Origin of the sequence: Aneurinibacillus danicus, assembly GCF_007991215.1 — a bacterium.
Lineage (GTDB): Bacteria > Bacillota > Bacilli > Aneurinibacillales > Aneurinibacillaceae > Aneurinibacillus > Aneurinibacillus danicus.
In genome coordinates this window covers 1-25,837 of the sequence record NZ_BJXX01000171.1, presented here as the reverse complement: position 1 = coordinate 25,837, position 25,837 = coordinate 1, and the positions used below count along the sequence as shown (strand labels likewise).

Sequence of the window (25,837 nt, the reverse complement as noted above, 5' to 3'; positions counted from 1 at the left end):
TAGAATACCTATAAGGAATTGAAATGGAGGTCTATCATGAGGCACAATCTCAAGACATGGCCGTTTGTAGAATACCTATAAGGAATTGAAATTCGAGGAAACGTACGCCTATGTGAACGATATCAGCAAGGTTTGTAGAATACCTATAAGGAATTGAAATTATGGGTGGCTAATTTCTACATCCCCTTCCCATAAATACGTTTGTAGAATACCTATAAGGAATTGAAATCTCGGCGGTCCCGAAGGAGCTGGGCCACACTTGGAGAGTTTGTAGAATACCTATAAGGAATTGAAATATCGACTTGAACGCTTCAGCGGCGCTTAGACGTGCCGGGGTTTGTAGAATACCTATAAGGAATTGAAATGCATCGGTGTCAATGTTGCGTTGTGGTTCGTAGAGCGATGTTTGTAGAATACCTATAAGGAATTGAAATATATTCCGGTACCATATGCCGAAAAGAAAAAGCCAAAGTTTGTAGAATACCTATAAGGAATTGAAATCGCGCCTGGCTAAAGACTTCAAAATTGCAAGAGGATTGTTTGTAGATACTGATGTTAGACTAAAAAGTGGACACTGTTGGTAGACTGAATTCTGGACACGCAGAACCGAGAGTGCGACAATAAAAGCATTCTAAATCGAGGTGTCTACGATGGCAAAAAAGTACAATCAAGAATTCAAGCACCAAGCTGTTCAACTCATTCTGGAAGAGGGGAAGACGGTGGCGCAAGCTGCACGTGAGCTTGGGCTGCATGAGAATACCCTGTACCGCTGGGTAACAGAGGTTAAAAAAGATGGAGATCAAGCCTTTCCGGGTAGCGGAAACCTGAAGCCAGAAGAGAAATCCCTTCGGGATCTTCAAAAGAAAATTCGGGATCTGGAGGAAGAGAATGAGATTCTAAAAAAGGCCATGCACTACTTTGCAAAAGACCGGCGTTAGTCTATGCTTTCATTCATAAACACCGCTTCAAACTCCGTGTCGCGAAGATGTGCGCTGTCCTCAACGTTTCCAGAAGCGGATACTATGAATGGACTACACGCAAGGAAAGTCAGCGAAGCAAGCGCCGAAACAAGCTGGAGGTGCAGATTCGTCGTGTCTTCTTAGAGTCACGCCGTCTCTATGGAAGCCCGAAGGTTACTCAAATCCTACGGCAGCAGGGCGTTCAGGTGTCAGAGAAAACGGTGGCCCGTATCATGAAAGGGCTTGGCTTGAAATCCCGTACCGTCAAGAAGTACAAGGCCACGACCAACTCCAGGCACAACCTACCGGTTTACGATAACGTACTCGCTCAGAAGTTTAGCGCCCAGGCACCCAATCAGGTGTGGATGGCGGACATTACATACATTCCTACCCAAGAGGGCTGGCTGTATCTAGCGAGCATCATGGACCTGTATACACGAAAGATTGTCGGTTGGCACATGGATAAACGGATGACGAAAGAACTTGTATTGGAGGCGCTAGATCAGGCCTATCGCCGTCAACGGCCGCAGGGCGAAGTCCTGCATCATTCTGATCGGGGCAGCCAATATGCCTCACACGAGTATCAGGAACGTCTCAAGAGGTATGGCATGAAGGGTAGCATGAGCCGCAAGGGAAACTGTTATGACAACGCCTGCATCGAATCTTTTCACAGTGTACTGAAGAAAGAACTTGTGTATCTCGAAACCTTTTCAACACGAGCCGAGGCAAAGAAGCGTATTTTCGAGTACATTGCATGTTTTTACAATGGAAAGCGAATCCACTCTTCCATCGGGTATGTCACGCCCAATCAATGCGAACGTACGTACCGAAAAACAGCGTGATTCTCTCGATTCATTGTGTCCAATCTATTGACAGAGGTTCAGTACTTTTCGCCTTCTGAATACGAACGTATGTACTTCAAGAAAACAGCCTAGTCTAAAAGTTTTTGTGTCTACTTTATTGACCTAATATCAATATATTCCTTTTACCGTCTCGACACATGTCGAGTGCGTGGTAAGGCTATATTTGAAGGATGGAAAGTGAACGTTTTTTTCACGAACATCACATGGTATAATATTAAATAAAGAATGTAAAAATAAAAAAGAGCCGCTGGTGCTGGTAACACCAAACGGCTTGTACAATTCAACGCTGCAAGAGCAGAACGGCTCAGTGTTTAATGCCTGAGATAGACCGCAGACCTTTGGCGAGGGCGGTCTATTTCTTTTTGTTTAGTGCCAGTAGTGCGATAATTACGCTGATTACGGTTAGCGTAAACACGCCGAAGTTCAATGCTAAGTTTGCTGCATCGTATGACACCATTTGTCTCACCCCCTTTCTATCGGGGATGAGCCGACCGCCCCTGCGAGCCGTATGGAATTGTACGAATTGATTATAGCATAAAGAAAAGCATCTGCTGAGCAATTGGCAGATGTTTTTTCATGGTGAGAAAATATTCGTTGGGTATTGAAATTCTAAAATTCGAACTGGAGATTAAGAATAATGCTTACAATTCAATGCACAAAAAAGCTCTCCGATGAGTTGAAAGTAAATATATCAAAAGTTAAAGCGATAAATACTGACCCGCTTTATTCCTGGCATGCCCATTTGTTTTTATATAATCGTCGAAAATGCGTGTTAGTTATGAATAACAAAACAAGGTATAACTTTATTCTGTTTGCTCTTAAGAAGGATGATTTTAAAGAATTTGACAATCTTATTGTGAAAGCCATAGCTGAAAACCTGTCAGCGGATGGAGTTGACAAAGTTGTTACTGAAAAGTATTTACAAAACTGTACTTCAGTTTCATATACCGCTACAAGCGATAGGAGTATTATAAGTCAGATTAACGAGATGATAATGGCTTCTGAGTACAAGATGAGACAAGACAAGCTTGACGGCATGGAGACAGATATTTACGAACTTAACCGCTGGCTGAATCGATATATTATGATGAAATTGCCAAAACTGTATTCTGGGGAAACCATGCTTGAAGAACTGTTACATTTGAAAGACTCATAAAGAAGATGTTGGGAACGATTGAGGGTTATCTGGCCGAATCAGATGGTGTAGGAGAGATGAGATGGCAACTTTTTGGACAAATCAAACGATCGAAGCGTGGAATGAAGCGTTAAATAAAGGATATTTAGTTGGCAATCCTGATTATATTTGGGAAGAATTCAAAGAGCCTTATCATTGGATGATGGAGCAAATGAAAAAGCGATTACATTATTACAATGGTGAATATCCGATATGGGTATGGACGGAAAAACCGGACTTGAGGCGTAGTGGACACTTCAATAGAGGAACGTATGCTGTAAGACTTCAAGTTGAGATGCCATCTGAACACGTCCTCCTATCTGATTTCGATGCCTGGCATATGGTTCTTAATGATGGCTTTCTTCCGTTAACATGGGAAGAGGACGAGTTGTATGATAAAGGACAATCAAAGAGGAAGAAAGAGGAAAGTTAGGAGCGCATTTTTGAACTTGAGCAGTTAAGAAAGTCGGAGCTATGGAATAATAGTGAACAATGGTTACAGGGAGTAACGGGAAGAGTCAATATCAAACAAGTAAAGAAAGTAACGGAGTTTATAGCGAAGTAACGAGAGAGTGGGCATCTGCGAAAGGCAGGTGCTTTTTCCAATAAATTGTAAAAAAGTATTTTACAAGAGATTACGAATTGATTTACACGATGGTAAAATGAAATTATACAATTAGTATTGTAACTGCATCTATATTGAATCTATATCTGGTTGCTTTGGTTGTACATGAAGGAGGCTATTTTATGATTACGGGAGAATTGAAAAATAAAATAGATAAAATATGGGAGACATTCTGGACTGGTGGAATTACAAATCCATTGACTGTCATTGAACAGTTTACATATTTATTGTTTATAAAAGGGTTAGATGAAGTTGAAACAACGAAGGAGCAAGAAGCGGAATTCTTGGGAATGGAATATGAAGGTCTTTTCCCTAAAGATAAACAACACTTGCGCTGGAATAAATTTAAACAATTAGGTTCTCCAGAAGAAATGTATGAAGTGGTATCGAAAGAGGTATTCCCTTTTATTAAGAACTTACACGGAAAAGAGGACTCGGCTTACTCAAAATATATGAGTGATGCGATGTTCATGATCCCAACTGCTAATATGCTCGCTAAAATTGTGGACGGTATTGACAATATTCCGATGAAGGATCGCGACACAAAAGGAGATTTATATGAGTACCTGCTTTCGAAAGTAGCGACATCTGGAACGAACGGACAGTTCCGAACACCGCGACATATCATTGATATGATGGTTGAATTGATGAGGCCAACACCAGAAGATATTATCATTGACCCAGCAATGGGTTCAGCAGGATTCCTTGTGTCTGCTGGAGAATATTTGCGGAAAAACCATAGCGACTTGTTTTTAGTACAGGGTTTAAAAGAGCATTTTAACAATAATATGTTTTACGGCAATGATATGGACCGGACGATGCTTCGTATTGGTGCAATGAACATGATGCTTCATGGAGTAGAAAATCCGAACATTGAATACCGAGATTCACTTTCAGAAATGAATAAGGATAAAGATAAATATACTTTGGTGCTTGCCAATCCGCCGTTTAAAGGATCATTAGATTATGAAGCCGTTTCGAATGACTTGTTAAAAATTACAAAAACAAAGAAAACAGAATTATTATTCCTGGCTTTATTCATTAGAATTCTAAAAGCTGGTGGCCGTGCAGCAGTCATTGTTCCAGATGGTGTATTATTCGGAAGCTCAAATGCCCATAAACAAATTCGCAAAGAAATCATTGAAAATCATAAATTGGAAGCAATTATTTCTATGCCAAGTGGCGTATTCAAACCATATGCAGGTGTATCAACAGCTATCGTCATTTTCACCAAAACAGGTGCAGGTGGAACAGACAACGTTTGGTTCTATGATATGAAAGCAGATGGTTATTCATTAGATGACAAGCGTAATCCAATTGAAGAAAATGATATTCCGGATATTATTAATAGATTCAATAACCTTGAAGCTGAAAAAGAAAGGAAACGGACAGAACAGTCTTTCTTCGTACCAGTTGATGAATTGCGTGAAAATGACTATGACCTATCGATTAATAAATATAAGGAGATTGAGTATGAGGAAGTGGAGTATGAAAAGCCAGAGATAATTTTATCAAAGGTTAATATGCTAGAAAGCGAGATCATAAAAGGGATTCAAGAATTAGAAGAACTATTGAGGGATAAAAGATGAAATTGAATTACAAAAAAATTAAGGAATTTGCTCTAATTCATTCCGGTACAACTCCAAGTACGTCAAAACCAGAACTTTGGAATGGGAATATTAAATGGATAACACCTGCCGAATTAGATAATGGACACAATTGGTATGTATATGATACTCAGAGAAAAATAACGGATATTGCTGTTAGTGATAAAAGTTTAAAACTGTTAAAACCGGGAACAGTTTTACTCACTTCTCGAGCTCCGATAGGAAAAGTAGCATTAGTAGGCGAACCGATGTGTACGAATCAGGGATTTAAAAATATTGAATGTGACACAAATATCATGAATCCTGAATTTCTATATTTTTGGTTATTAGGAAAAAATGAATATTTAAATTCACTTGGTAGAGGTGCTACCTTTAAGGAGATTTCGAAGACAATTGTTGAGAACATCGTAGTACCTGTCCCAAAATTAGAGATTCAAAATAAAGTCGTTCTAGCATTAAAACAAGCACTTTCATTAATCGACAAACGAAAAGCCCAAATCGAAGCATTAAACCAATTAACGCAAAGTGTTTTTTTGGAGATGTTTGGGGATCCTTTTTCTAACATTAAAATGTGGAACAAGGGAAAGCTTGAGAATTTAGTATTTAAAATTACAGATGGGGAACATAATAATCCATTATTTATTGATAGTGGATATCCTATGATTATGGCTAAAAATGTACTCAGTGATGGAATCGATTTTAATAATATAAGTTTTATTTCAAATGATGATTTAATTCGATTTAGAAAAAAGTGTAACCCTGAATTGAATGACCTTCTTGTTGTAAGTCGTGGTGCTACAATTGGTAGGACGTGTGTTGTAAACACTGATAGGGAATTTGCATTAATGGGTTCAGTAATACTTATTAAGATGAACAGTGATTTAATGAACTCAATTTTTTTAAAAACGTTGTTAAGTCACCCGTATTACAAGAATAAATTATTAAGTACCTCGGGATCTTCAGCACAACAAGCAATATATCTAAAAGATCTAAAAAAATTAGAAATAATAAAACCAGATATTAATCTTCAAAATGAATTTGCTAATATTGTAACTCAGATTGAGAAAAGAAAAGACCTTATCAACAAAGGTTTAACGGAGCTTGAATTAATATTTAATTCTTTAATGCAACGAGCCTTTAAAGGCGAGTTATTTAATGAAGAAAGTAAGGTTTCTAATCTTTAATACAAAGGAAGGATAGTCTTAATGACCAACTTCAGCTTCCTAAAAGAGAAGTCCCAATACAAGAGCTTCACCAATGCCTGTCTAGAAGCCGAAAAAGCTTTGATCGTCAGTCCCGCGACGTGTGCAATCCTTACACGTCGCGCGCTGGAACTGGCGGTGAAGTGGGTATATAGCTTTGATAGTGCGGTCAAGGTTCCATATCAAGATAATTTATCCAGCTTGATCCATAATACCAGTTTTCTAGAGATTATTGATGAAGACTTGCTGCCTTTGATGAAGTATGTGGTGAAGTTAGGGAATGTGGCAGTACATACGAATTCTTCAATTAATCGTGACGAGGCGGTTTTGTCGCTTCATAATTTACATCAGTTTGTTTCCTGGATTGATTACTGTTATTCCGATGAGTATACAGCGGGCGAGTTTGATGAATCCGTTCTCCACACGGGTGAAGAGAAACGGGAACGTCCAGAAGAGTTGCAAGATTTGTATGAACAGTTAAGTTCAAAAGACAAGCGGATCGAAGAAATGATGAAGGAAAATGAACATCTTCGTAAAGCGATTACCGAAAAGCGGGAGCAGAATACACAGGAATACAATTTCCAGGTAGATGAGCTAACAGAATTTGAAACACGGAAAAAATATATTGATCTCGATTTGAAACTAGCCGGCTGGGAGTTCAAAAAAGATATTGTGAAAGAGTATCCTGTTGCTGGGATGCCTAATAATGCTGAGTCTGGATTTGTAGACTATGTTTTATTTGGCGATAATGGCAAGCCGCTTGCGGTTGTAGAAGCGAAAAGAACATCGAAAGATCCGAAGATTGGTCGTCAACAAGCTAAGCTGTACGCGGATTGCATCGAAAAAATGCATGGCGTACGTCCGGTTATTTTTTATACAAATGGTTTTGAAACGTATATTTGGCATGATTCATATCCACCGCGTAAAGTATCGGGTTTTTATAACAAAGAAGAGTTAACCTTGTTGCTGGATCGCCGTGAGATGAAGCGCCCTCTAACAAACATAAAAATCAATGATTCGATTAGTAACCGATATTACCAGAAGGAATCGATTTTAGCCGTTTGTGATGCTCTCACTAGAAATCAAAGAAAAGCCCTTCTTGTCATGGCAACCGGTAGTGGCAAAACAAGAACAGCGATATCCATTGTCGATGTGTTGACTCGTCATAATTGGGTGAAAAATATTCTATTTTTAGCCGATAGAAAAACGTTACTCAATCAAGCCTATAAAAATTTTAATACGTTAATGCCGGGCTTAACCCTCTGTAATCTCCTTAATAACAAGGAAAATCCTGAAGAAAGCAGAATGGTTTTTTCCACCTATCCGACGATGATGAATGCCATTGATGAGGCGAAACGGAAAGATGGCAAAAAGTTGTTTACCGTTGGCCATTTTGATCTGATTATCATTGATGAGTCGCACCGAAGCATTTATAAAAAATACCGCAGCATCTTTGATTATTTTGACGGGATATTGCTTGGGCTAACAGCCACACCAAAAGATGAGATTGATAAAAATACGTATGAAATATTTGATCTTGAAAATGGTGTTCCAACCTACGCATACGAATTAGACAGAGCAGTTCAAGACAGATATTTAGTCGATTATCGGACAATTGAAACGAAAATGAAGTTTCTTGAAGAAGGCATTCGTTATGATGATTTATCCGAAGAAGAAAAAGAGCAATATGAAGCAACTTTCGATGATGAAATGACGGAGGATATTGACAGTGCGGCCTTAAACGAGTGGTTATTTAACGATAATACGATTGATACCGTTTTGAAAGACCTGATGGAAAAAGGGATTCGGGTAGAAGGTGGAGACAAGCTTGGTAAAACGATTGTTTTTGCTAAAAACCATATCCACGCGGAAAGAATCGTGGAACGCTTTGAGACACTGTTTCCGGAATATGGCGGTGGCTTCGCACGGGTAATCGATTACAGTGTAAACTACTATCAAACGTTAATCGATGATTTTTCCGAGATGAACAGGCTTCCGCAAATCGCTGTCTCTGTAGATATGCTTGATACCGGCGTCGATATTCCTGAAGTGGTCAATCTTGTTTTTTTCAAAAAAGTTCGTTCTAAATCAAAGTTCTGGCAAATGATTGGACGCGGTACAAGGTTATGCCCTGATCTATTAGGTATCGGAGAAGATAAAACTCATTTTCTAATTTTTGATTACTGCGGGAACTTCGACTTCTTTCGTGAAAACCCAAAAGGAATAGAAGGAAATGTAACGCAAACTTTAACGGAAAAACTATTTAACGCTAAAGTAGATATTATTCGTGAACTGCAAGGAATAGAATATCAAAATGAAGAGTATATCAATCATCGGAACGAACTGATCGATGAAGTATTAAAAGATATTCAAGCATTGGATGATGAAAATTTTCGGGTGCGGCAGCATCTTCAATATGTACACAAGTTTAAAAATCGTTCCAATTGGGCTGCGCTTGCCGTATTGGATACGAATGAAATTAAAGAGCATATCGCACCGATTATCGTCCCGTTTAATGATGATGAATTTGCGAAGCGCTTTGATTTAGTCATGTACACGATTGAGTTAGCAAAATTACAAACAAAGAACGCAACAAAGCTAATCCGTAGTGTCGTAAAAACAGCCGAAGCGTTATCGAAACTGGGAACCATTCCGCAAGTATTAGAACAAAAACATGTCATTGAAAAAGTTTTAACAGAAGAGTTCTGGGACAGTGCAGATATTTTTGAACTTGATTCCGTACGTGAAGCGCTTCGTGATCTCATCAAGTTTATTGAAAAAGAAACCCAAAAAATTTACTTTACGAACTTTAAAGATGAAGTCCTTGAAGTTAAAGAAAGCGGCCCAATTTTCCATGTTAATGACTTACAAAGCTACAGGAAAAAAGTTCATCATTATCTTAACCAGCATCGTGACCAAATCGCTATTTTTAAACTAAGAAACAATAAGCAATTAACGGTACAGGATGTGAAAACGCTCGAAGAAATTCTTTGGAAAGAACTTGGCACGAGAGAAGACTACGAGAAAGATTTTGGTGATACGCCAATCACGAAACTTGTTCGTCAAATTGTTGGGCTAGATCCCCAAGCGGCAAATGAAGCTTTCTCTGAATTCCTCTCGGCTGAGCGACTCAACCTCAACCAGAGCCGCTTTGTTAAGCTCATCGTTGATTATGTCGTGAAGAACGGAACACTCGATAAGAAGGTATTACAGCAAGAACCATTTAAAACAGTTGGTAGCATTGTTGAATTATTCAAGGATAACATGGATGATGCAAGACGGATTATTGGGATTATTGATGAAATCAATAAGAATTCCGAAGAGATTGCTGGGGCTTAGTATAGGACAACAGAACTGTTTATTACACATTAATTTAAGGCATCTTTGAACAAGTTGTTCAAGATGCCTTATTTTAAAGTCACCAAAAAGTGGGCGTTAAAATCCATCTTCGTCTTGTTTTTCAAAATGATCACGATGTGTTGCCTGAAAAAGTCGTGGTCACCAAGGCAAAACCGAGTGATCGCACGCAAATAGAAGTCTTGATTGACGAATCCAATGCCACGTATGTGTTTGATCGAGGGTACGTCGATTACGAAAAATTTGATCAGTATTGTGATACCGGCCTCTTCTTCGTTGCTCGTTTGAAGAAAAATGCCGTTACACGGACACTGTATTCATTTCGTTTGCCCGAAAACAGTTCGATTCTTTCGGATGAAATGTGGATTCTGGCGTTCAAAAGTAAACAACTTTTTTATTATTAATCACAGGGGCTATTTGGCATGCTTAAAATTTCTACTGAACAATAAAAATGGCGATTCTCCTGGTTTTTTATTCTATTAACTCGATAGACATGTTATGGGACCTCATATTAGACGAAGAGAATTGCTAAAACATATGGCGTATTCGTACTAATAATGCGAAAATAACCAAAATTTTAGCACTATTATTTGTATATTTTGAATTTAATTTATTCTAAGATATGTATACGTTTACAAAATAAAAAACTTGTTAAAGGAGGAAACAGAATGGGAGTTATGCGTATTGGCAGAGCAGAATTGAGAGTGTTGGATTTAGAGAAGTCAGTGGATTACTACACGAATATTATCGGGTTAAATGTAGTTGGCAGAGATGAAGAAAGAGTATACTTAAAAGCGTGGGACGAATGGGATCATCACAGTCTTATTCTCAGAAAAGCCGACGCGCCTGGTCTTGAACATATGGCCTTTAAAGTAGAAAAATCAGATGATTTGGAAAATTTCGAGAAAAGAATCGAACAATTTGGCTGTACGACAAGAAGAATTTCCAAAGGGACAAGACTGGGGGAAGGAGAAGCGGTTCGCTGTGAACTTCCGACCGGGCATCAGTTGGAATTATACCATGAAATTGAATACCTTGGGCCAGAAGTCGGAACGTTAAATCCGCATCCCTGGCCGGAAAATACACGGGGAATTGCACCGCACCGTCTCGACCACTGTCTGTTAACGGGTGAAGACCTGGAATCGGTAACAAAGTTTTTTACTGAAGTATTGGACCTGCATCAAAGTGAAAAAATTATGACTGTGGACGAAGAAGTAATGGTGGGCAGCTTTTTGCACGCCCGTAACGGAAAGCCGCATGATCTGGCATTTATTAAAGGTCCTGACAAAAAACTTCACCATGCAGCGTTTTTTGTAAACAACTGGTACGATGTATTGAAAGCGGCTGACATTCTTACACGAAATGAAGTGCAAATTGAAGTTACGCCTACACGTCATGGAATTACGCGGGGGGAAACGATATATTTCTTCGACCCGTCTGGCAATCGAAACGAAGCCTTTGCAAACGGATACATTACGTATCATGATTTTCCAACCATTACATGGACGGAGGATAAAATAGGACAAGGCATCTTTTATCATCGAAGAGAGTTAATGGAATCTTTCAGCTTAGCGTTGACCTAATACGGCTGCCGGTTCTAATCAGATTGGATGAGGAGGAAGCAGATGCCATTAATACAGATTCATATGCTGGAAGGTCGTACTCCTGAACAAAAGGAGGAATTAATCGGAAAAGTTTCTCACCTGGTGGCAGAAACATTACAATCTCCCATTCAAAGCGTTCGGGTGCTCATCCACGAAATGCCATTAGAGCATTGGGGGATTGCTGGAGAATCGGTAAAGACAATAAGAGGCCGTACAAGTATAGAAAAAAGGGGAGATAAATAATGTCAGCAGGACTTGCCTTAGAACCCGCCTTCCAAAAAAAGCTTAGGGAGCAACCATGGGATTGGAAGACAAAGAATGAATACGAAGAAGTTACGCTTAGGCAGCAGCCTTATCTGCACGGACAGTACCGCAATATCCATGATGAGAGAGACTATGACATCTATGATCCTCGTTATACGAGATTAAAGAGCTCGGATTGGGAAGGGTTCCGTGATCCAAAAAAATTCTGGTATACGACGTATGTAAGTAACCGGAAAAAGCTTGCGGAAGAAGTGGAAAACGGGTTTGAATATGCCAGGGAATTAGAGATTATTCAAAACCTTTCCCCCCAATGGGTGAATGCGGTAAGAGACTTGTATACCCCGCTGCGTCATCTTGAATATGGCGGGAATGTGCAAATGCAGCATGTGATTCGCTATGCGATGGGCAGCACAATCGAACAGTGTGCAACCTTCCAGGCCTATGATAAAACCGGGCGGGCCCAGTGGATTTCACTATGGGCCATGAACATGGAGGAGTACCATGGTGATTTTTTAAGCTACGGCAAAGAGATGCTGATGCAAGACCCTGCGTACCAACCGTTGCGCAGGTATGTGGAAGAAATCCTGATCACGGAAGACTGGGCAGAGGTATTAGTCGCTGAGAACTTAACGCTTGATTTATTGCTGGGAAATCTGATGTACCGTGAATTTAACAAAGAAGCGATTCGACAGGGCGATACGCATCTCTCTATTTTAAATCTTGTCATTCAAAAGCAATTAGACTGGCAGCGAGACTGGGCATTCTCGTTGTTTGGATATCTAGTCAAGGACAAGGCAGAAAGCCGATGGGATTATTTGAAATCGCTCGGCTATGAGAATTGGCCTGGAGACTATCGCTGGGGATTAATTTTAAGCGATCCAAGAGAAACGCCGGAAGAGGCGATGAGCAATGCGGAAATTATCGGAGAATGGGTAAACAAGTGGTACCCGAAGGCATATGAAGCGGTCTCTTCTTTGTCTTCCCTATTTGAAAAACACAGCCTCCCCATCGCTCTTCCAGATTCTCTCAAGAAAATCGAAGAAGAAATCGTGATTCCGACTTTCAAAAAGTACAATGTGCCATTTAAAACTCGCGAATTGATTTAAAGGGGATGAGGAGAAAGCAAATGGAAACGAAACAGGCGTACGTGGGGATGGATTTGGATACCAGTGGCGGGGAAGTCGTAGAGGCAATCATTGAAGCGATTAAACAGGATAATAAAGATGTGATCGTAGAAGACTATATGGTTTACAAAAAAGTGAAGGCACCGAAGCAGTTGGTGCTGCGTCGCGAAACCGTAGAAGATATTCTTGGCGGCGACTGGGAGATCGATCGCATTCATATTTATATGTCTTCGTATTTTGGCTTTGTTAAAGAGTGGGATGAAGACCAGTTGATTATCCATTGGGAAAATGAAGAATAGGAGTGGGGAAACGAATGGCGGCAATGAATGCAAAGCAGAAGTACCATGCCATGACGAGGGATTTGATGTGGGATCCGAAAGATTTCGACATGAAAAAGGTATATCCGATGCTGGAGAAAGAAGGGATTATCCTTAAGGACCCCAGCCGTTGGGAGGATCCGTTCCGCATGGCGTATAATCAGTATGTAAAAGTTCAAGCGGAAAAAGATCTTTTATATCATGCAGTGAGAAGATCGTTTGAAGCAAACGATGGGCATGCTAAAGTCATCGATTCCCGTTGGTACGAAGGAGTGAAAGCGTTTGCTGTTGCGGTGCAGCCGGCGGAATACGCGGCCCACCGTCTGATGGCCTATGTTGGGAGAAATATTCCAATTGAGGCAATTCGTTTTGCTACCTTTAATCAGGCGATCGATGAATTGCGCCATGCCCAGATTGAAATTAAGCATTATGCTCATATGAGCCGGGAAATTGACGGTCTTCATGCGTATGCGCAAACGAATGAAAATCTGTGGTTTAATACGGTGCCGAAATCGTTCTTTGATGACGCGCTTTCGTCCGGTCCGTTCGAAGCTTTGATGGCGATTTCCTTCTCCTTCGAATATGTGTTTACCAATATTTTATTTCTTCCGTTCGCTTCGTCTGCCGGTGCAGTAGGGGACGAAAACTTTGTTGCGGTCGGCAAGAGCGTGCAATCGGATGAATCCAGACATATGGCACTTGGTATGTCCGCGATGAAGATGTTGCTTGAAGAAGATGACCGAAACGTGCCGATTATCCAGAAATGGTTGGATAAGTGGTACTGGAGAGCGTATCGCATTTTCTCGGTTATCTCTACACTGGTCGATTACTATCCGCGTATTCGTCCGATTTCCTGGAAAAAAGCATTTGAAATTTATGTAGAAGATCAGGTATTCGACGGCCTGTTCAAAGATTTGAGAAAGTACGGCATCCGTCTGCCGCTTCATGCAGAAGATAGCATTAAGGAAAAAGAACATTACTCACATGCTGTCATGCGTATTTTGGATCATTACAAGCATGCTAATGCATTCCGTGGGTTCAGATTGCAGCCGGATGATTATGAATGGCTGGCGAATGAATATCCGGACACCTTCGATCATTATTATGCACCGTTCTTCCGTCGGATGGATGACCATGTGCTTGCTGTAGCCAGTCCAGGACTTCCGGCCGTCTGCTCGGTATGCCAGGTTCCGGCCGAGTTTCCGGATCCAAATAATCCGACAAAAATGTGGACGCAATATAGCGAGTATAATAATAAAACGTATATGACGTGCTCTCCGGGATGTAAACATATTTTTGAACAGGAACCGCACAAATACATGCAATTCTGGTGGCCGGCGGAAGCATACCTTAGCGGAGAGTTTGGCGAAAATATTCCAGGTGACCTCTTCCCTTACTTTGGATTTACTCCGGAAGAGGCGAATGAGCATTATTCGTCCAGAGAGCATGTCCGCTGGCTTGAACACCGCAAGCATCTTGGACTTGATCGCATTATTGTCAACAGCTAAGGGGAAGGGAAGGTGAAGAAAAATGAATAATTATCTTAAAAATTCGAATCATCTGTTAGTATGGCCGGTGCTGAAAGAAGTAACCGAAAATGATTTGTTTTTTTGCAATATTGGTATAAGGGCAACGTATGAAATGACGGGTAAAGAATTGCTTGATGCATGTCTTGATGCCTGGCAGCTCAATAAAGAAAAAACGTATCGTCTGTACGTTGTTCGAGCTGATCAATACATTGAGGTTCCCATCTATGAAGAAAAAAATATTAGAGAAATTGGTATACGAAACGGCGATCCTTTAGAAATTATCGCCTGCTAACCAAATAGAGCTTGTTTCTCAATCGAGATCCAATTGAACAAGAAGAAAGTAGGAGAGGAGAGATGAACACATGGGTGTACATGAAACTGAAGTGGCGACGTATGAAGTTACTTTAGAACCGAGTGGTAAAACGATCATCGTAAAAGAAGGACAAACATTGCTGGATGCCGCGATTCGTAATGGCATCCAGATCCCTTACGGATGTCGCCACGGAAGCTGTTCTGCGTGTAAGGCGCAGGTGTTAGAGGGCGATTATCAACTGATGGATCGCGTCTCAGACTATTCGTTAATGAGTTTTGAAAGAGAAGAAGGGTATATTTTAACATGCAGTACACTTGCTGAGAGCGATATGGTGATTGAGATTGAAGAAGAAGAAGCGGATACCCCCTTTTTTCCTGTATACGATTTCCAGGCCGAAGTGGTGGAGAACACGCCGTGCACGCCTGACATTCATAAAATCGTTTTGAAATTAGCTACTCCTTCTTCTATCCGTTATGCAGCAGGACAATTTTTTGAAATCGATGTCCCGGATCTCGAAGAAACAAGGGCATATTCTATGGCTAATCCGTATTCAGAAAATGGCATTGTCGAGTTCCATGTCCGGCGCATTAAGGATGGCATCGGTTCGAATTATATGTGCGATCTGACACCGGGCCAACATGTCACCGGTTCCGGTCCGTATGGAAAGATGCAATTGCGTGATCGTCACAAAGATATGATATTTGTGGGCGGTGGTTCCGGTATGGCTCCGATTAAAGCATTAATTGAGGAGTTATTTTCTGCCCCTTACGAAGGAAACGCCTGGTTCTTCTATGGAGCCCGAACATTGAAAGATTTATACTTGCTAGATGAATGGAGGGGAATGGAAGAAAAATATTCTAATTTCCATTTTATCCCGGCTTTATCTGAGCATGTTCCTTCCGATTCATGGGAAGGGGAGCAGGGATACATCGCAAATGTAGTAGAACGTACAGTAGAAAACATGGAAAACATGGATGCTTTCTTATGTGGACCTCCTATCATGATTGAAACGACGATTGATGTACTCAGCAAAGGCGGAGTGAAAGGCTCGAACATTTTCTATGATGAATTTTAATGGGTGAATGAGGGAATTTTACAGCATAAGCAAGGAAAAGGGGATAGGGTATGTTCCGGGTGAAGGTTCTTGGTTATAACGGTGAAAAGCTTGAATTTATGTGCCGCACCGATCAAAGTTTATTAGACGCAGCAAGAATGCAGGGAATTCAAATTCCGTATGCTTGTAAAGGCGGAGGCTGCGGACTATGCAAGATTAAAATCGAAAAAGGGGACTTCGAAAGAGGGGTAAGTTCTAAAGAGGTCCTCCCCGATACAGAACGAGACTTACTTTTTACATTAGCATGCAAAACATACCCGTGTAGCGATATGAAAGTTCGTCTGCCAGGAGACTGATCATTCAAAATTCGATGGCGGTGGTTGACGTGAAAGCTTCTGACTTGAATTTTAAGGAACTGTATACGTTTCAGACAGAAAATAAATCTGCTTACCAGCGTGTGATTACTGTGCCGACTTCTGCTTTGGGAATGTTGAGAAGAGAATTAATTGGAACGATTGGCTTTGAAAGAACGAAAGGCTTTCTTCTTCGTTACGGATGGCATTGTGGGGTAAGCGACGGTTTAGTGGTCAAACAAATGAAGTGGGATGATGAGAAGGAACTTGTGCTGGCAGGTCCCTATTTGCATACACTTCATGGGTATGTAGAGGTAACTCCCCTCATTGTTAAGGTAAATATTCATCAAGGAAAGCTCCATTTTGAAGGATATTGGAGAAATTCCTATGAAGCGCGAGAGCATCTGGAGCTTTTTGGTCCTAGTGATCACCCGGTTTGTCATACCCTGGTTGGTTATGCCAGTGGCTATCTTTCGACAGTAATGGAAAAAAAGGTTATCGTCAAAGAGATGCAATGTCAGGGGATGGGACATTCCCACTGTCACTGGATCGGTAAAAGCGTGGAAGAGTGGGGCAAAGAGATTGGAGAAGAACTCAAATATTATGAAGAAAACAATATTATTGATGAGTTGGATGAGACGTATAAAAAATTGAAATTTGAGCGGGACAATTTAAATAAGGCCTATCACGTACATCAAAAATTAATGAAGGAAGTTCTACGAGAACGCGGCTTAACATCCATTGCCAATGTATTGTACCAGATTACCGACATACCCGTTATTATTGAAGATAAAAACCTAAACATTATGTCGCATGGGGGCATTGCACTGGATGAGGCTCGTAAGCTTTCGAACGAATTAAGACAATATATTATCCGTGATGATACATCCGATATGGATGAAATAAAGAAAACCACGTTATTGAAGATAAATGGAAGTCATAGACGTATAGTTACTCCCATTTATCTTCGTCAAAAAATTATCGCGTACTGTTCTTTTCTCTATGATGATTCTTCAATGCAGGAAGTAGACAAAATGATTGTTGAGCATGCTGCTATGGCCTGTTCTCTTTATTTATTAAATGAACGAACGCGTATTCAAGTAGAACACCGCATGAGAGGAAGTTTGCTTGAAGATATATTAAGCAAACGGATTACGCCTGATGAAGTTATAAAGCGGGCTCATCATATTGATTTCAATTTGCGAAATGCCCAGTTCTTTATTATTACATTTAACCGATTTGCCAACCATCGCACTGTTGAGGAAGAATTTGAATTTAACGATCAGTTTATTAGTGAACTTTCCCACTTTTTTAAGGAAAGAAAAATTAATGCTTTAATTGGTCAACAATCTGGAAATGTAATTATCCTGTTATCGGGCAACAAAGAATTAAAAGAACAAGTGAAAAAAAGAGAACTTTGTATAACATTAATCCGTCACTGTAGGAGAAAGTACTCTAGTTATGAATTTAAACTTGGGGTGAGTTCCCTCTCTTCGTCTATAAATGATGCCTCCAATCTATATGAGGAAAGCGTAGCTTGTCTGAAAGTTGCAAACAAAAATAAGGATATGGTTTTTTTTGATGAACTTGGCATTGTAGGAATTCTTTTTCAAACAAGGGATTCGGATGCGCTGAAGAGGTTCGCATATAAAACGCTGGGGAGTTTACTCGAAGAAGATAAAACCAAAGATATGGAATTGATCAAAACGCTTTACTATTACTTAAATAATTCTTGTAATGTCCATAAAACAGCGCGTGCCATGAATTTTTCAGTTAGCGGTTTGCGGTATCGACTCCAGCGCTTAAATGAAAGTTTGCAATTGGATTTAAATGAGCCATATATAGAGCATCAATTGTATTTGGCTTTGCAAGCTCTCATTGTCTTAGGAGAATTAAACATTACGGACAAGCAAGGAGAGAGTAGTATTGAAGGTATTTTATGAGAAACCAGTCATTACCCAGCAGATTATTATGAACATGCTGGATGCTGCCTGCCAGAAGGCAGAAGAATTAGGAATTAAGGTTAATGTCTCCATTGCAGACGATGGCGGAAACTTGAAAGGATTTATACGCATGGATGGGGCACCACTGTTAAGCTCAGAAATTTCCCAGAACAAGGCATACACAGCCGCAGCGTTCGGTATTGCGACTTCAGAATGGTATCCAATGATTCAAAATGAACCCTCTCTTCTGCACGGAATTGTTCATACGAAAAGACTGACCATCTTTGGGGGTGGTGTGCCGGTATATATTGATCAACACCTTGTAGGAGGGATTGGTGTTTCTGGAGGCAGTGAGCAAGAAGACATATTATGTGCCGAGAGTGCTCTGGCTGTTTTAACCGGGATGTTGAATGGGTAGCTGTTTCCGTACTGTGTGTAGATAGATCAAAATTAATCATGATGTCATGAAAAAAGGAGAGATAAGAATGCTTCTAACACTTGATTCTATGCAAAAAAACAAGGTGAATAACTATGATTGCCTTCATTTTATAGATGGAAAGTACCAAGCATCGAAGAATGAGAAAACGTTCCAAAATATTAATCCAGCAACCGAAGAGGTAATCGGCACGGTAGCGGAGGGGGGGAAATCGGAAATTGATCGTGCGGTTAAAGCAGCAAGACGAGCGCTCAACGGTCCTTGGAAAAACATGACGTCCGCCGAACGTGCTGCAATTATCCGGCGAATCGGAGACATCATCTTGGCGAGAAAAGAAGAACTTGCCATGCTCGAAACGCTCGATACGGGAAAACCGCTATGGTTATCTAATGCAACGGATATTCCTCGTTCCGCTTATAACTTTCATTTCTTCGCCGATTACATTCGCTCCCTGGGAACGGAAGCGTATGAAATGGACGATATTGCGATTAATTACGCCGTTCGCCGCCCCGTAGGCGTTGTAGGACTGATTAATCCGTGGAATCTTCCGTTGCTATTATTGACGTGGAAGCTGGCTCCGTGTCTGGCTGCGGGAAATACGGCAGTAATCAAACCAGCCGAATTGACCCCGCTGACGGCTACTTTACTGGGTGAAATTTGCCAGGAGGCCGGAGTACCTGACGGCGTTGTCAATATTGTACACGGTTTTGGACCGGATTCAGCAGGTTCGGCTTTAACGGAACATCCGGACGTAGACGCTATTTCCTTTACGGGTGAAACGACAACGGGTAAGGTGATCATGCGGGCGGCTTCTGAAACACTTAAAAAACTTTCCTATGAATTAGGAGGGAAAAATCCAAATATTATTTTTGCGGATGCGGATGTGGACGAGGTTATTGAAACTACACTGAAATCGAGCTTCATCAATCAAGGTGAAGTATGCTTATGTGGGTCCCGCATCTATGTAGAACGTCCGATTTATGAAAAATTTTTAGAAAAGTTCGTAAATAAAACAAAAGAATTAAAGGTAGGGGATCCGTTTGATCCTTCTTCTAAGGTGGGTGCTCTTGTAAGCGAAGAGCACTATGAACGAGTAAATTCATACATTGAGCTTGCAAAAGAAGAAGGCGGCGAAATCCTTGCTGGCGGGAAACGTCCTGAAGGAATCGAAAAAGGGTATTATCTTGAACCTACCATCATTGTTGGACTGGATCGAAGCTGCCGGGTTGTTAAAGAAGAGATTTTCGGACCGGTCGTAACGGTCATTCCTTTTGACAGTGAAGAGGAAGTGCTGGAACAGGCAAATGACACACATTATGGGTTAAGTGCTACAATCTGGACAAATGATTTACGTCGGGCCCATCGGGTAGCCGGGCAAATTGAAGCCGGCATCGTTTGGGTTAATACTTGGTTTTTACGCGATCTTCGCACTCCGTTTGGCGGCATGAAGCAGAGCGGCATCGGCCGGGAAGGCGGCGTACACAGCTTTGAATTTTATTCCGAACTGAAAAACATTTGTATCAAATTGTAAAAAGGGAGGAGAAGCGGTTGAACTCAACGATTACAAATCTGGCAAAGAGATTGAGCGAGCATTTGGCAAAAGCGGAAGAGAACAGGAAAGGGGTGGAGCCATTAACCAGTGTGGAACCCGGATTAAGCATGAAACAGGCATATGAAGTGCAACTTGCCACAATCAAACGGAAAACGGAAGCAGGTGCCCGGATTGTCGGAAAAAAAATCGGGTTAACCTCCCGGGCCATGCAGGAATTGCTCAGCGTGGATCAACCGGACTACGGCCATCTGCTCGACGACATGATAGTAGAAAACGGGGGGGAAATTTCCTGGGATCGTGTTCTCCAGCCCAAAGTGGAAGCAGAGATTGCTTTTGTTCTCAAAAAGGATCTTACGGGTCCGCGTATCACGGCCATGGATGTGCTTTTGGCAACGGATTATGTGCTGCCGGCCATTGAAGTGGTGGATAGCCGTATCGCCGGCTGGAAGATTCAACTGGCAGATACGATTGCCGACAACGCTTCGTCCGGCCTGTATGTTCTGGGGGGAAAACCAGTGAAGGTAGATACCGTAAATCTCTCTCAGATCGGTATGGTGCTCTATAAAAACAAGGAAATTGTAAACACCGGGGTAGGGGCAGCGGCTTTGGGAAACCCGGCGACGTGTGTCGCATGGCTGGCAAATAAACTTCATGAATTTGGCATCTCTCTTAAGACGGGGGAAGTGATTCTGTCCGGTGCGCTTTCTGCCGCGGTAAATGCGGAACCCGGCGACCAATTCAAAGTCAGGGTAGCTCATTTGGGAGAAGTCAGTGTCCGTTTTGCTAAGAAATAAAGGGCCATTGCGAAGGAAGGAGATTGTTATGTCAAAATTAAAAGTAGCGGTTTTAGGTTCAGGGAACATTGGAACCGATTTGATGATGAAGCTTCAGCGGTCATCTTTGCTGGAACTTACCACTGTGATTGGGATTGATCCGGAGTCGGATGGGCTTCGTCGGGCGAGAGAATACGGTTATGAGGCGATTGACACGGGGATTAAGGGATTTCTACAGCGGCCCGAATTGGCGGATCTTGTTTTTGATGCCACTTCAGCCAAAGCCCACATTCGTCATGCCAAACTGCTAAAAGAGGCAGGGAAAAAGGTCATTGATATGACGCCGGCGGCGATTGGACCTTTTGTCGTTCCCCCGGTGAACATGAAACAGCATCTGGATGCGCCCAACATTAATCTCATTACGTGTGGCGGACAGGCCACCATTCCGATGGTGTATGCGGTCAATCAGGTCAGTCCTGTTGTCTATGCGGAAATTGTCGCTACGATTTCGAGCCGCAGCGCCGGACCGGGAACACGGGCCAATATTGATGAGTTTACGGAAACGACAGCCAAAGGAATTGAACAAATTGGCGGAGCGAAAAAAGGAAAAGCCATTATTATTTTAAATCCTGCCGAACCGCCCATTCTCATGCGGGATACAGTGTACTGCCTTGTCGAAGAAGGCCGCATGAACGAAACGGAGATCGCCGTTTCCATTAAAGAGATGGAGAAGACGGTCCAGTCGTATGTGCCGGGGTATCGTTTACGGACGGAACCTATTTTTGATGGCAATAAGGTTACCATCTTTATCGAAGTGGAAGGGGCAGGCGATTATTTGCCGAAGTATTTTGGCAACCTCGATATCATGACAGCCGCCGGAGTGAAAGTCGCAGAGGAATTCGCCAAGCATCACATTTCCGAGCTGACGGTATAATGGGAAAGGGGAGAAGCAACGAATCATGAGTAAAACACGTGACTTATATATTACCGAAGTAGCATTAAGAGACGGAAGTCATGCCATTGCGCATCAATACACAGTGGATCAAGTTCTGAGCGTCGCGAAAGCCCTCGATGAAGCCGGTGTTCCTTATATTGAAGTCGCTCATGGGGACGGCCTGGCCGGTTCTTCTCTACAATACGGGTTCTCACGGACCGACGAGATGAAGCTGATTGAAGCGGCGGTATCGGTGTGCAGCCAGGCAAAGATCGCCGTGCTTCTGCTGCCGGGCATCGGGACGCTCAAGGAGCTGAAGGAAGCGGCTGCATTAGGGGCGAAAATGGCGCGGGTTGCCACCCATGTGACAGAAGCGGATGTATCTCCTCAGCATATTTCCATGGCGAAAGAATTAGGAATGGAAACGGTCGGCTTTTTGATGATGGCCCATATGGCTCCGGTGGAAAAATTGGTCGAGCAGGCAAAGTTAATGGAAAGCTATGGCGCAGACATCGTATACGTTGTCGATTCAGCTGGAGCGCTGCTTCCTTATGAAGTCAAAGAGCGCATTCATGCCTTAAAACAGCACCTTGGTGTCGAAATCGGTTTCCACGGCCACAACAATTTATCGCTGGCCATGGCGAACACGTTGGCGGCCATCGAAGCGGGGGCGACACGCATTGATGGCAGTATCCGCTGTCTTGGGGCTGGAGCCGGAAACACACAGACGGAAGTATTGATTGCCGTACTAGAGCGGATGGGAATACAAACGGGAATTGATTTATATCAAATGATGGATTTGGCCGAAGACATAGTAGCGCCGATTCTGCAAGCGCCGCAGGAAATTACCAGAGATAGCCTGACAATGGGGTATGCAGGGATCTATTCCAGCTTTTTGCTGCATGCCAAACGGGCGGCAGAACGGTTCGGGATCGATTCCCGGGATATTCTTCTTGAACTCGGGAGGCGAAAAGTGGTCGGAGGCCAGGAAGATATGATCGTCGATGTTGCTGCCGAAATTGCCAGCAAGACAGAGATAGCCACCCGGTAGGAGGAGAACAGAAGAACGATGAAAACAAAAGAAGTAAATCATCAATCGATTGCCGCTTTTTTACAGCGAGCTGAATATGAAAGAACAGAAGTAAAGAGGATTACGCTTGAGTATCCTGAACTGTCATTAGAGGATGCGTACCGTATTCAAGAGGAAATCGTGAAATTAAAACTAAAGGAAGGCCACCGTATTATCGGCCCGAAAATGGGATTGACGAGTCAGGCAAAAATGAAGCAAATGAACGTGGAGGAACCGATTTACGGATATGTGTTTGATTATATGATGATTGAAGAAGGCGACGTTCTTTCGATGCAAGACGTCATTCATCCGAAAGTGGAAGCGGAAATCGCTTTTATTTTAGGCAGCGATCTCGAAGGGCCTGATGTTGGCGAAGAGGAAGTGCTGGCTGCTACCGCGTACGTCGTTCCGGCACTGGAGATCATTGATAGTCGCTATGAAAATTTCCAATTTACGCTGGCGGATGTGATTGCCGATAACGCCTCTTCTTCGAGAGTCGTGCTGGGAAGCCGCTTAATAAAACCGGAGAATATAGAACTTGATCTTGTCGGTGTGACGCTTTCCATTAACGGAAAAATCAAAGCGCTGGGTGCCGGAGCAGCCGTTCTGGGGCATCCGGCCAAATCTGTGGCGATGCTGGCTAGGATGCTGGCGCGAAAAGGGGAAAAACTGAAAGCAGGGCAGATTATTCTGACCGGAGGAGTGACGGAAGCGATCCTCTTACAGCCGGGGGATTATGTATCCGCTACGCTCGATCAAATCGGTCAAGTAGCATTTTGCATGACGGAATAGCAAAATCGCAATATAAATGAGCCAAGAAGATATCTTTATAACCAAATCGCAGAAAGAGTTTATGCTTATGATGATGTACACGATTTCAAAATGAAAAATACGGGGTGTTTTTACTATGATCGAAAAAGGGAAATATATCGAAGCAGGTGGAATACAGACTCATTATCATGAGGATGGAGAAGGGGACCCCCTTCTTTTTATTCATGGATCCGGGCCAGGAGTATCGGCATGGGCGAACTGGCGTCTGGTATTTCCGATTCTATCCAGCCATTTTCATTTATACGCTCCGGATGTTGTCGGATTCGGCTATACTGAAAGACCGAGAGGTGTTCAATATTCGGTCGATTTGTGGGTAAATCATATGATTTCCTTTATAGAAACGATGAAATTGGACAAAGTATCGATTGTCGGTAATTCTATGGGAGGAGCATTGGCGCTTCATATCGCCTGGCGTCGTCCCGATTTAATCCATAAACTTATTCTGATGGGAAGCGTTGGATTGTCCTTTCCAATCACTGAGGAATTGGATCAAGTGTGGGGATATACTCCAAGTTTTGAAAATATGAAGAATCTTATCAGCATCTTCTCTTATAACCAGTCAATGGCAGATAACGATGATCTGGTGGAGATGCGGTATCAGTCAAGTATTCAGGAAGGATTCCAGGAAGCTTATTCAGCGATGTTCCCGGCTCCGCGTCAGCGGCATGTCGATGCTCTCGCTTTAAATGAGGACGCCCTAAGTAAAATGAACATTCCTACTTTATTGATTCACGGGCGGGAAGATCGTGTTATCCCGTTGAAGGAAACAAGCTGGAAAATGGCCCGGATCCTACCGGACGCAGAGCTTCACGTATTCTCGCAGTGTGGACATTGGACACAAATTGAGAAAACAAAGGAATTCACAGATCAGATCATTTATTTTTTAAAGAGATAAATATATCGACATTTGTTTGTGGAGCGAAGAATGACCGCACGCCGGATGGCAATCGAAGCCGATATTCCGGTCATCTATTAGCTAGGGATAGGTATAATTGCCCGTCATCTCCCCCGAGAGAACCAGAGATAAAATATTGGAATGAATCACCAAAAAGATTGACATACGAACAATTAAATAAATAAAACATGAATTTGGTTAGATAGACTTGTTTGTTGCACTAACAGGAATCGATAGTTAAAAATATCAACAGCGAACTTTAACATAGCTAATTATAAAAATAAAGAAAGAACAACAGCCATCTTAACGTTCGGATGGCTATTGTTTTTATAATCGAGATTATCATTATGAATAATGAAAAAGATTTAAACGAACTGTTGAGTTAACCGAAAAGCTATGTTAGAGCTTGCTGAACAATTCGTTATCTTGTTGAAACGCGTAACGTAGCGTCTGAAAATAACCATATGGAAAAAGCGAAAAAGAGAACCCGTAACCGTTTCTCCAGGTTCATCACGAGCAGTTGAGGGGCGATGACCGTTTCATTGGTTTGCTGAAGGCGCACTCGAATAAGGCCTAGCCCATAACGGTGCTTGCCTTCTCCAAATTTAACTTCGATGGCATTGCGTTCAGCGGCATCCTGCCGAGCTTGCTGCTTTTGCTCGGTCTGCTCCTTTTTGACGGGCGTCCCAAGAGGGGGCCACTCAAGCGGATTCCGTGTTCCTTGCAATAGCGAAGATTGTCGCGCGTACGATAGAGCTTGTCCGCAAGCACCGCTTCCGGATAACAGCCAAAGCGCTTGTGATACGTTCAACGGAGTCTTTCAATGTAACTCCTTCTTTGTAGTTGTCCCATTGCAGCTTTTCCATCAAAGCGTATCCATTCACTAGACTGATCGCGACTTTAGCGCCGAATTCTACACGTGCTCTTGCTTTTCCGCAATCGGACGTATGTGAGGTTGATGGATACTGACGATCCGATCCTCGATTCGATAGGAGCGTTTGGTGTACATGTCGCTTTGCTGACGATAGAGCTCACGAATCACAAGGAGCTATTTGTATC

At 42.1% G+C, this 25,837-nt stretch carries 25 protein-coding genes and 1 CRISPR repeat array; of the genes, 23 read left to right on the top strand and 2 right to left on the bottom strand.

Features of this window, described 5'->3' with window-relative positions; translation table 11 throughout:
- Positions 1–62: 62 nt before the first annotated feature.
- Positions 63–501: a CRISPR direct-repeat array (repeat unit 30 nt; unit sequence GTTTGTAGAATACCTATAAGGAATTGAAAT).
- Positions 502–650: 149 nt separating this feature from the next.
- Positions 651–1,801 (top strand): IS3 family transposase gene (locus ADA01nite_RS18285; RefSeq protein WP_218029582.1). Its coding sequence is split into 2 segments (ribosomal slippage): positions 651–906 and positions 906–1,801, totalling 1,152 coding nucleotides; the frame shifts between segments, so codons are not numbered across the junction.
- Positions 1,802–2,174: 373 nt separating this feature from the next.
- Here the strand turns inward: ADA01nite_RS18285 and ADA01nite_RS22705 are convergent.
- On the bottom strand, positions 2,175–2,279 hold the full coding sequence (locus ADA01nite_RS22705; protein WP_246147410.1) for a putative holin-like toxin: 105 nt from the start codon (positions 2,277–2,279) through the stop codon (positions 2,175–2,177).
- A 180-nt stretch (positions 2,280–2,459) separates the two neighbouring features.
- On the opposite strand from ADA01nite_RS22705, the gene ADA01nite_RS18280 reads away from it, so the two are divergent.
- The 22 genes from ADA01nite_RS18280 to ADA01nite_RS18175 all read left to right on the top strand — a co-directional run bounded on the left by ADA01nite_RS18280 (position 2,460) and on the right by ADA01nite_RS18175 (position 24,778).
- Positions 2,460–2,978, top strand: a complete 519-nt coding sequence (locus ADA01nite_RS18280) for a DUF6933 domain-containing protein (RefSeq protein ID WP_246147409.1) — start codon at positions 2,460–2,462, stop codon at positions 2,976–2,978.
- A gap of 61 nt (positions 2,979–3,039) precedes the next feature.
- Entirely contained in the window at positions 3,040–3,429 is a 390-nt protein-coding gene (locus ADA01nite_RS18275) for a DUF3841 domain-containing protein (protein WP_246147408.1), read from the top strand.
- Between the two features lie 314 nt (positions 3,430–3,743).
- A complete protein-coding gene (locus ADA01nite_RS18270; RefSeq protein WP_146811862.1) occupies positions 3,744–5,210 on the top strand; it encodes a type I restriction-modification system subunit M in 1,467 nt (488 codons plus the stop codon).
- Positions 5,207–6,412 carry a restriction endonuclease subunit S gene (locus tag ADA01nite_RS18265; RefSeq protein ID WP_146811861.1) on the top strand — a complete coding sequence of 402 codons (1,206 nt, stop codon included), beginning with the start codon at positions 5,207–5,209 and terminating at the stop codon, positions 6,410–6,412. Before ADA01nite_RS18270 ends, ADA01nite_RS18265 begins: the two co-directional genes overlap by 4 nt.
- Before the next feature lie 21 nt (positions 6,413–6,433).
- Complete coding sequence (locus tag ADA01nite_RS18260) at positions 6,434–9,769, top strand: DEAD/DEAH box helicase family protein (protein WP_146811860.1); 3,336 nt, start codon at positions 6,434–6,436, stop codon at positions 9,767–9,769.
- 89 nt (positions 9,770–9,858) lie between these two features.
- Entirely contained in the window at positions 9,859–10,191 is a 333-nt protein-coding gene (locus ADA01nite_RS18255; protein ID WP_146811859.1) for a transposase, read from the top strand.
- A 264-nt stretch (positions 10,192–10,455) separates the two neighbouring features.
- The gene (locus ADA01nite_RS18250) at positions 10,456–11,370 is read left to right on the top strand and encodes a catechol 2,3-dioxygenase (protein ID WP_146811858.1); all 915 of its coding nucleotides are present in this window, start codon (positions 10,456–10,458) and stop codon (positions 11,368–11,370) included.
- 42 nt (positions 11,371–11,412) lie between these two features.
- The gene (gene thmT / locus ADA01nite_RS18245; RefSeq protein WP_146811857.1) at positions 11,413–11,634 is read left to right on the top strand and encodes a 2-hydroxymuconate tautomerase; all 222 of its coding nucleotides are present in this window, start codon (positions 11,413–11,415) and stop codon (positions 11,632–11,634) included.
- Complete coding sequence (locus ADA01nite_RS18240) at positions 11,634–12,761, top strand: ferritin family protein (protein ID WP_146811856.1); 1,128 nt, start codon at positions 11,634–11,636, stop codon at positions 12,759–12,761. The genes thmT and ADA01nite_RS18240 overlap by 1 nt, the downstream gene beginning before the upstream one ends.
- Positions 12,762–12,781: 20 nt before the next feature.
- Entirely contained in the window at positions 12,782–13,078 is a 297-nt protein-coding gene (locus tag ADA01nite_RS18235) for an MmoB/DmpM family protein (protein ID WP_246147407.1), read from the top strand.
- 14 nt (positions 13,079–13,092) lie between these two features.
- Positions 13,093–14,604, top strand: coding sequence for a ferritin family protein (locus ADA01nite_RS18230; RefSeq protein WP_146811854.1), 1,512 nt, complete (start codon positions 13,093–13,095; stop codon positions 14,602–14,604).
- 22 nt (positions 14,605–14,626) lie between these two features.
- Positions 14,627–14,917: a hypothetical protein gene (locus ADA01nite_RS18225; RefSeq protein ID WP_146811853.1), complete on the top strand. Its 291-nt coding sequence runs from the start codon at positions 14,627–14,629 to the stop codon at positions 14,915–14,917.
- A gap of 70 nt (positions 14,918–14,987) precedes the next feature.
- Positions 14,988–16,013, top strand: coding sequence for an NADH:ubiquinone reductase (Na(+)-transporting) subunit F (locus tag ADA01nite_RS18220; RefSeq protein ID WP_146811852.1), 1,026 nt, complete (start codon positions 14,988–14,990; stop codon positions 16,011–16,013).
- Between the two features lie 50 nt (positions 16,014–16,063).
- Positions 16,064–16,348: a 2Fe-2S iron-sulfur cluster-binding protein gene (locus ADA01nite_RS18215; RefSeq protein ID WP_146811851.1), complete on the top strand. Its 285-nt coding sequence runs from the start codon at positions 16,064–16,066 to the stop codon at positions 16,346–16,348.
- Between the two features lie 29 nt (positions 16,349–16,377).
- Positions 16,378–18,288 (top strand): XylR N-terminal domain-containing protein, encoded by a 1,911-nt coding sequence (locus ADA01nite_RS18210; protein ID WP_170230364.1) that lies wholly within the window; start codon positions 16,378–16,380, stop codon positions 18,286–18,288.
- Positions 18,272–18,706, top strand: a complete 435-nt coding sequence (locus ADA01nite_RS18205; RefSeq protein WP_281286043.1) for a GlcG/HbpS family heme-binding protein — start codon at positions 18,272–18,274, stop codon at positions 18,704–18,706. The genes ADA01nite_RS18210 and ADA01nite_RS18205 overlap by 17 nt, the downstream gene beginning before the upstream one ends.
- A 67-nt stretch (positions 18,707–18,773) precedes the next feature.
- A complete protein-coding gene (locus tag ADA01nite_RS18200) occupies positions 18,774–20,255 on the top strand; it encodes an aldehyde dehydrogenase (protein WP_246147406.1) in 1,482 nt (493 codons plus the stop codon).
- Between the two features lie 17 nt (positions 20,256–20,272).
- Complete coding sequence (locus tag ADA01nite_RS18195; protein ID WP_281286042.1) at positions 20,273–21,070, top strand: 2-keto-4-pentenoate hydratase; 798 nt, start codon at positions 20,273–20,275, stop codon at positions 21,068–21,070.
- A 28-nt stretch (positions 21,071–21,098) separates the two neighbouring features.
- Entirely contained in the window at positions 21,099–21,983 is an 885-nt protein-coding gene (locus tag ADA01nite_RS18190) for an acetaldehyde dehydrogenase (acetylating) (RefSeq protein WP_146811849.1), read from the top strand.
- A 25-nt stretch (positions 21,984–22,008) separates the two neighbouring features.
- Complete coding sequence (gene dmpG / locus ADA01nite_RS18185) at positions 22,009–23,034, top strand: 4-hydroxy-2-oxovalerate aldolase (protein WP_146811848.1); 1,026 nt, start codon at positions 22,009–22,011, stop codon at positions 23,032–23,034.
- Between the two features lie 18 nt (positions 23,035–23,052).
- Positions 23,053–23,844 carry a 2-keto-4-pentenoate hydratase gene (locus tag ADA01nite_RS18180; protein ID WP_146811847.1) on the top strand — a complete coding sequence of 264 codons (792 nt, stop codon included), beginning with the start codon at positions 23,053–23,055 and terminating at the stop codon, positions 23,842–23,844.
- Between the two features lie 115 nt (positions 23,845–23,959).
- Positions 23,960–24,778: an alpha/beta fold hydrolase gene (locus tag ADA01nite_RS18175; RefSeq protein ID WP_146811846.1), complete on the top strand. Its 819-nt coding sequence runs from the start codon at positions 23,960–23,962 to the stop codon at positions 24,776–24,778.
- A gap of 421 nt (positions 24,779–25,199) precedes the next feature.
- On the opposite strand, the gene ADA01nite_RS23145 is transcribed toward ADA01nite_RS18175, so the two are convergent.
- Complete coding sequence (locus ADA01nite_RS23145) at positions 25,200–25,589, bottom strand: transposase (RefSeq protein ID WP_443092725.1); 390 nt, start codon at positions 25,587–25,589, stop codon at positions 25,200–25,202.
- Between the last annotated feature and the right edge of the window lie 248 nt (positions 25,590–25,837).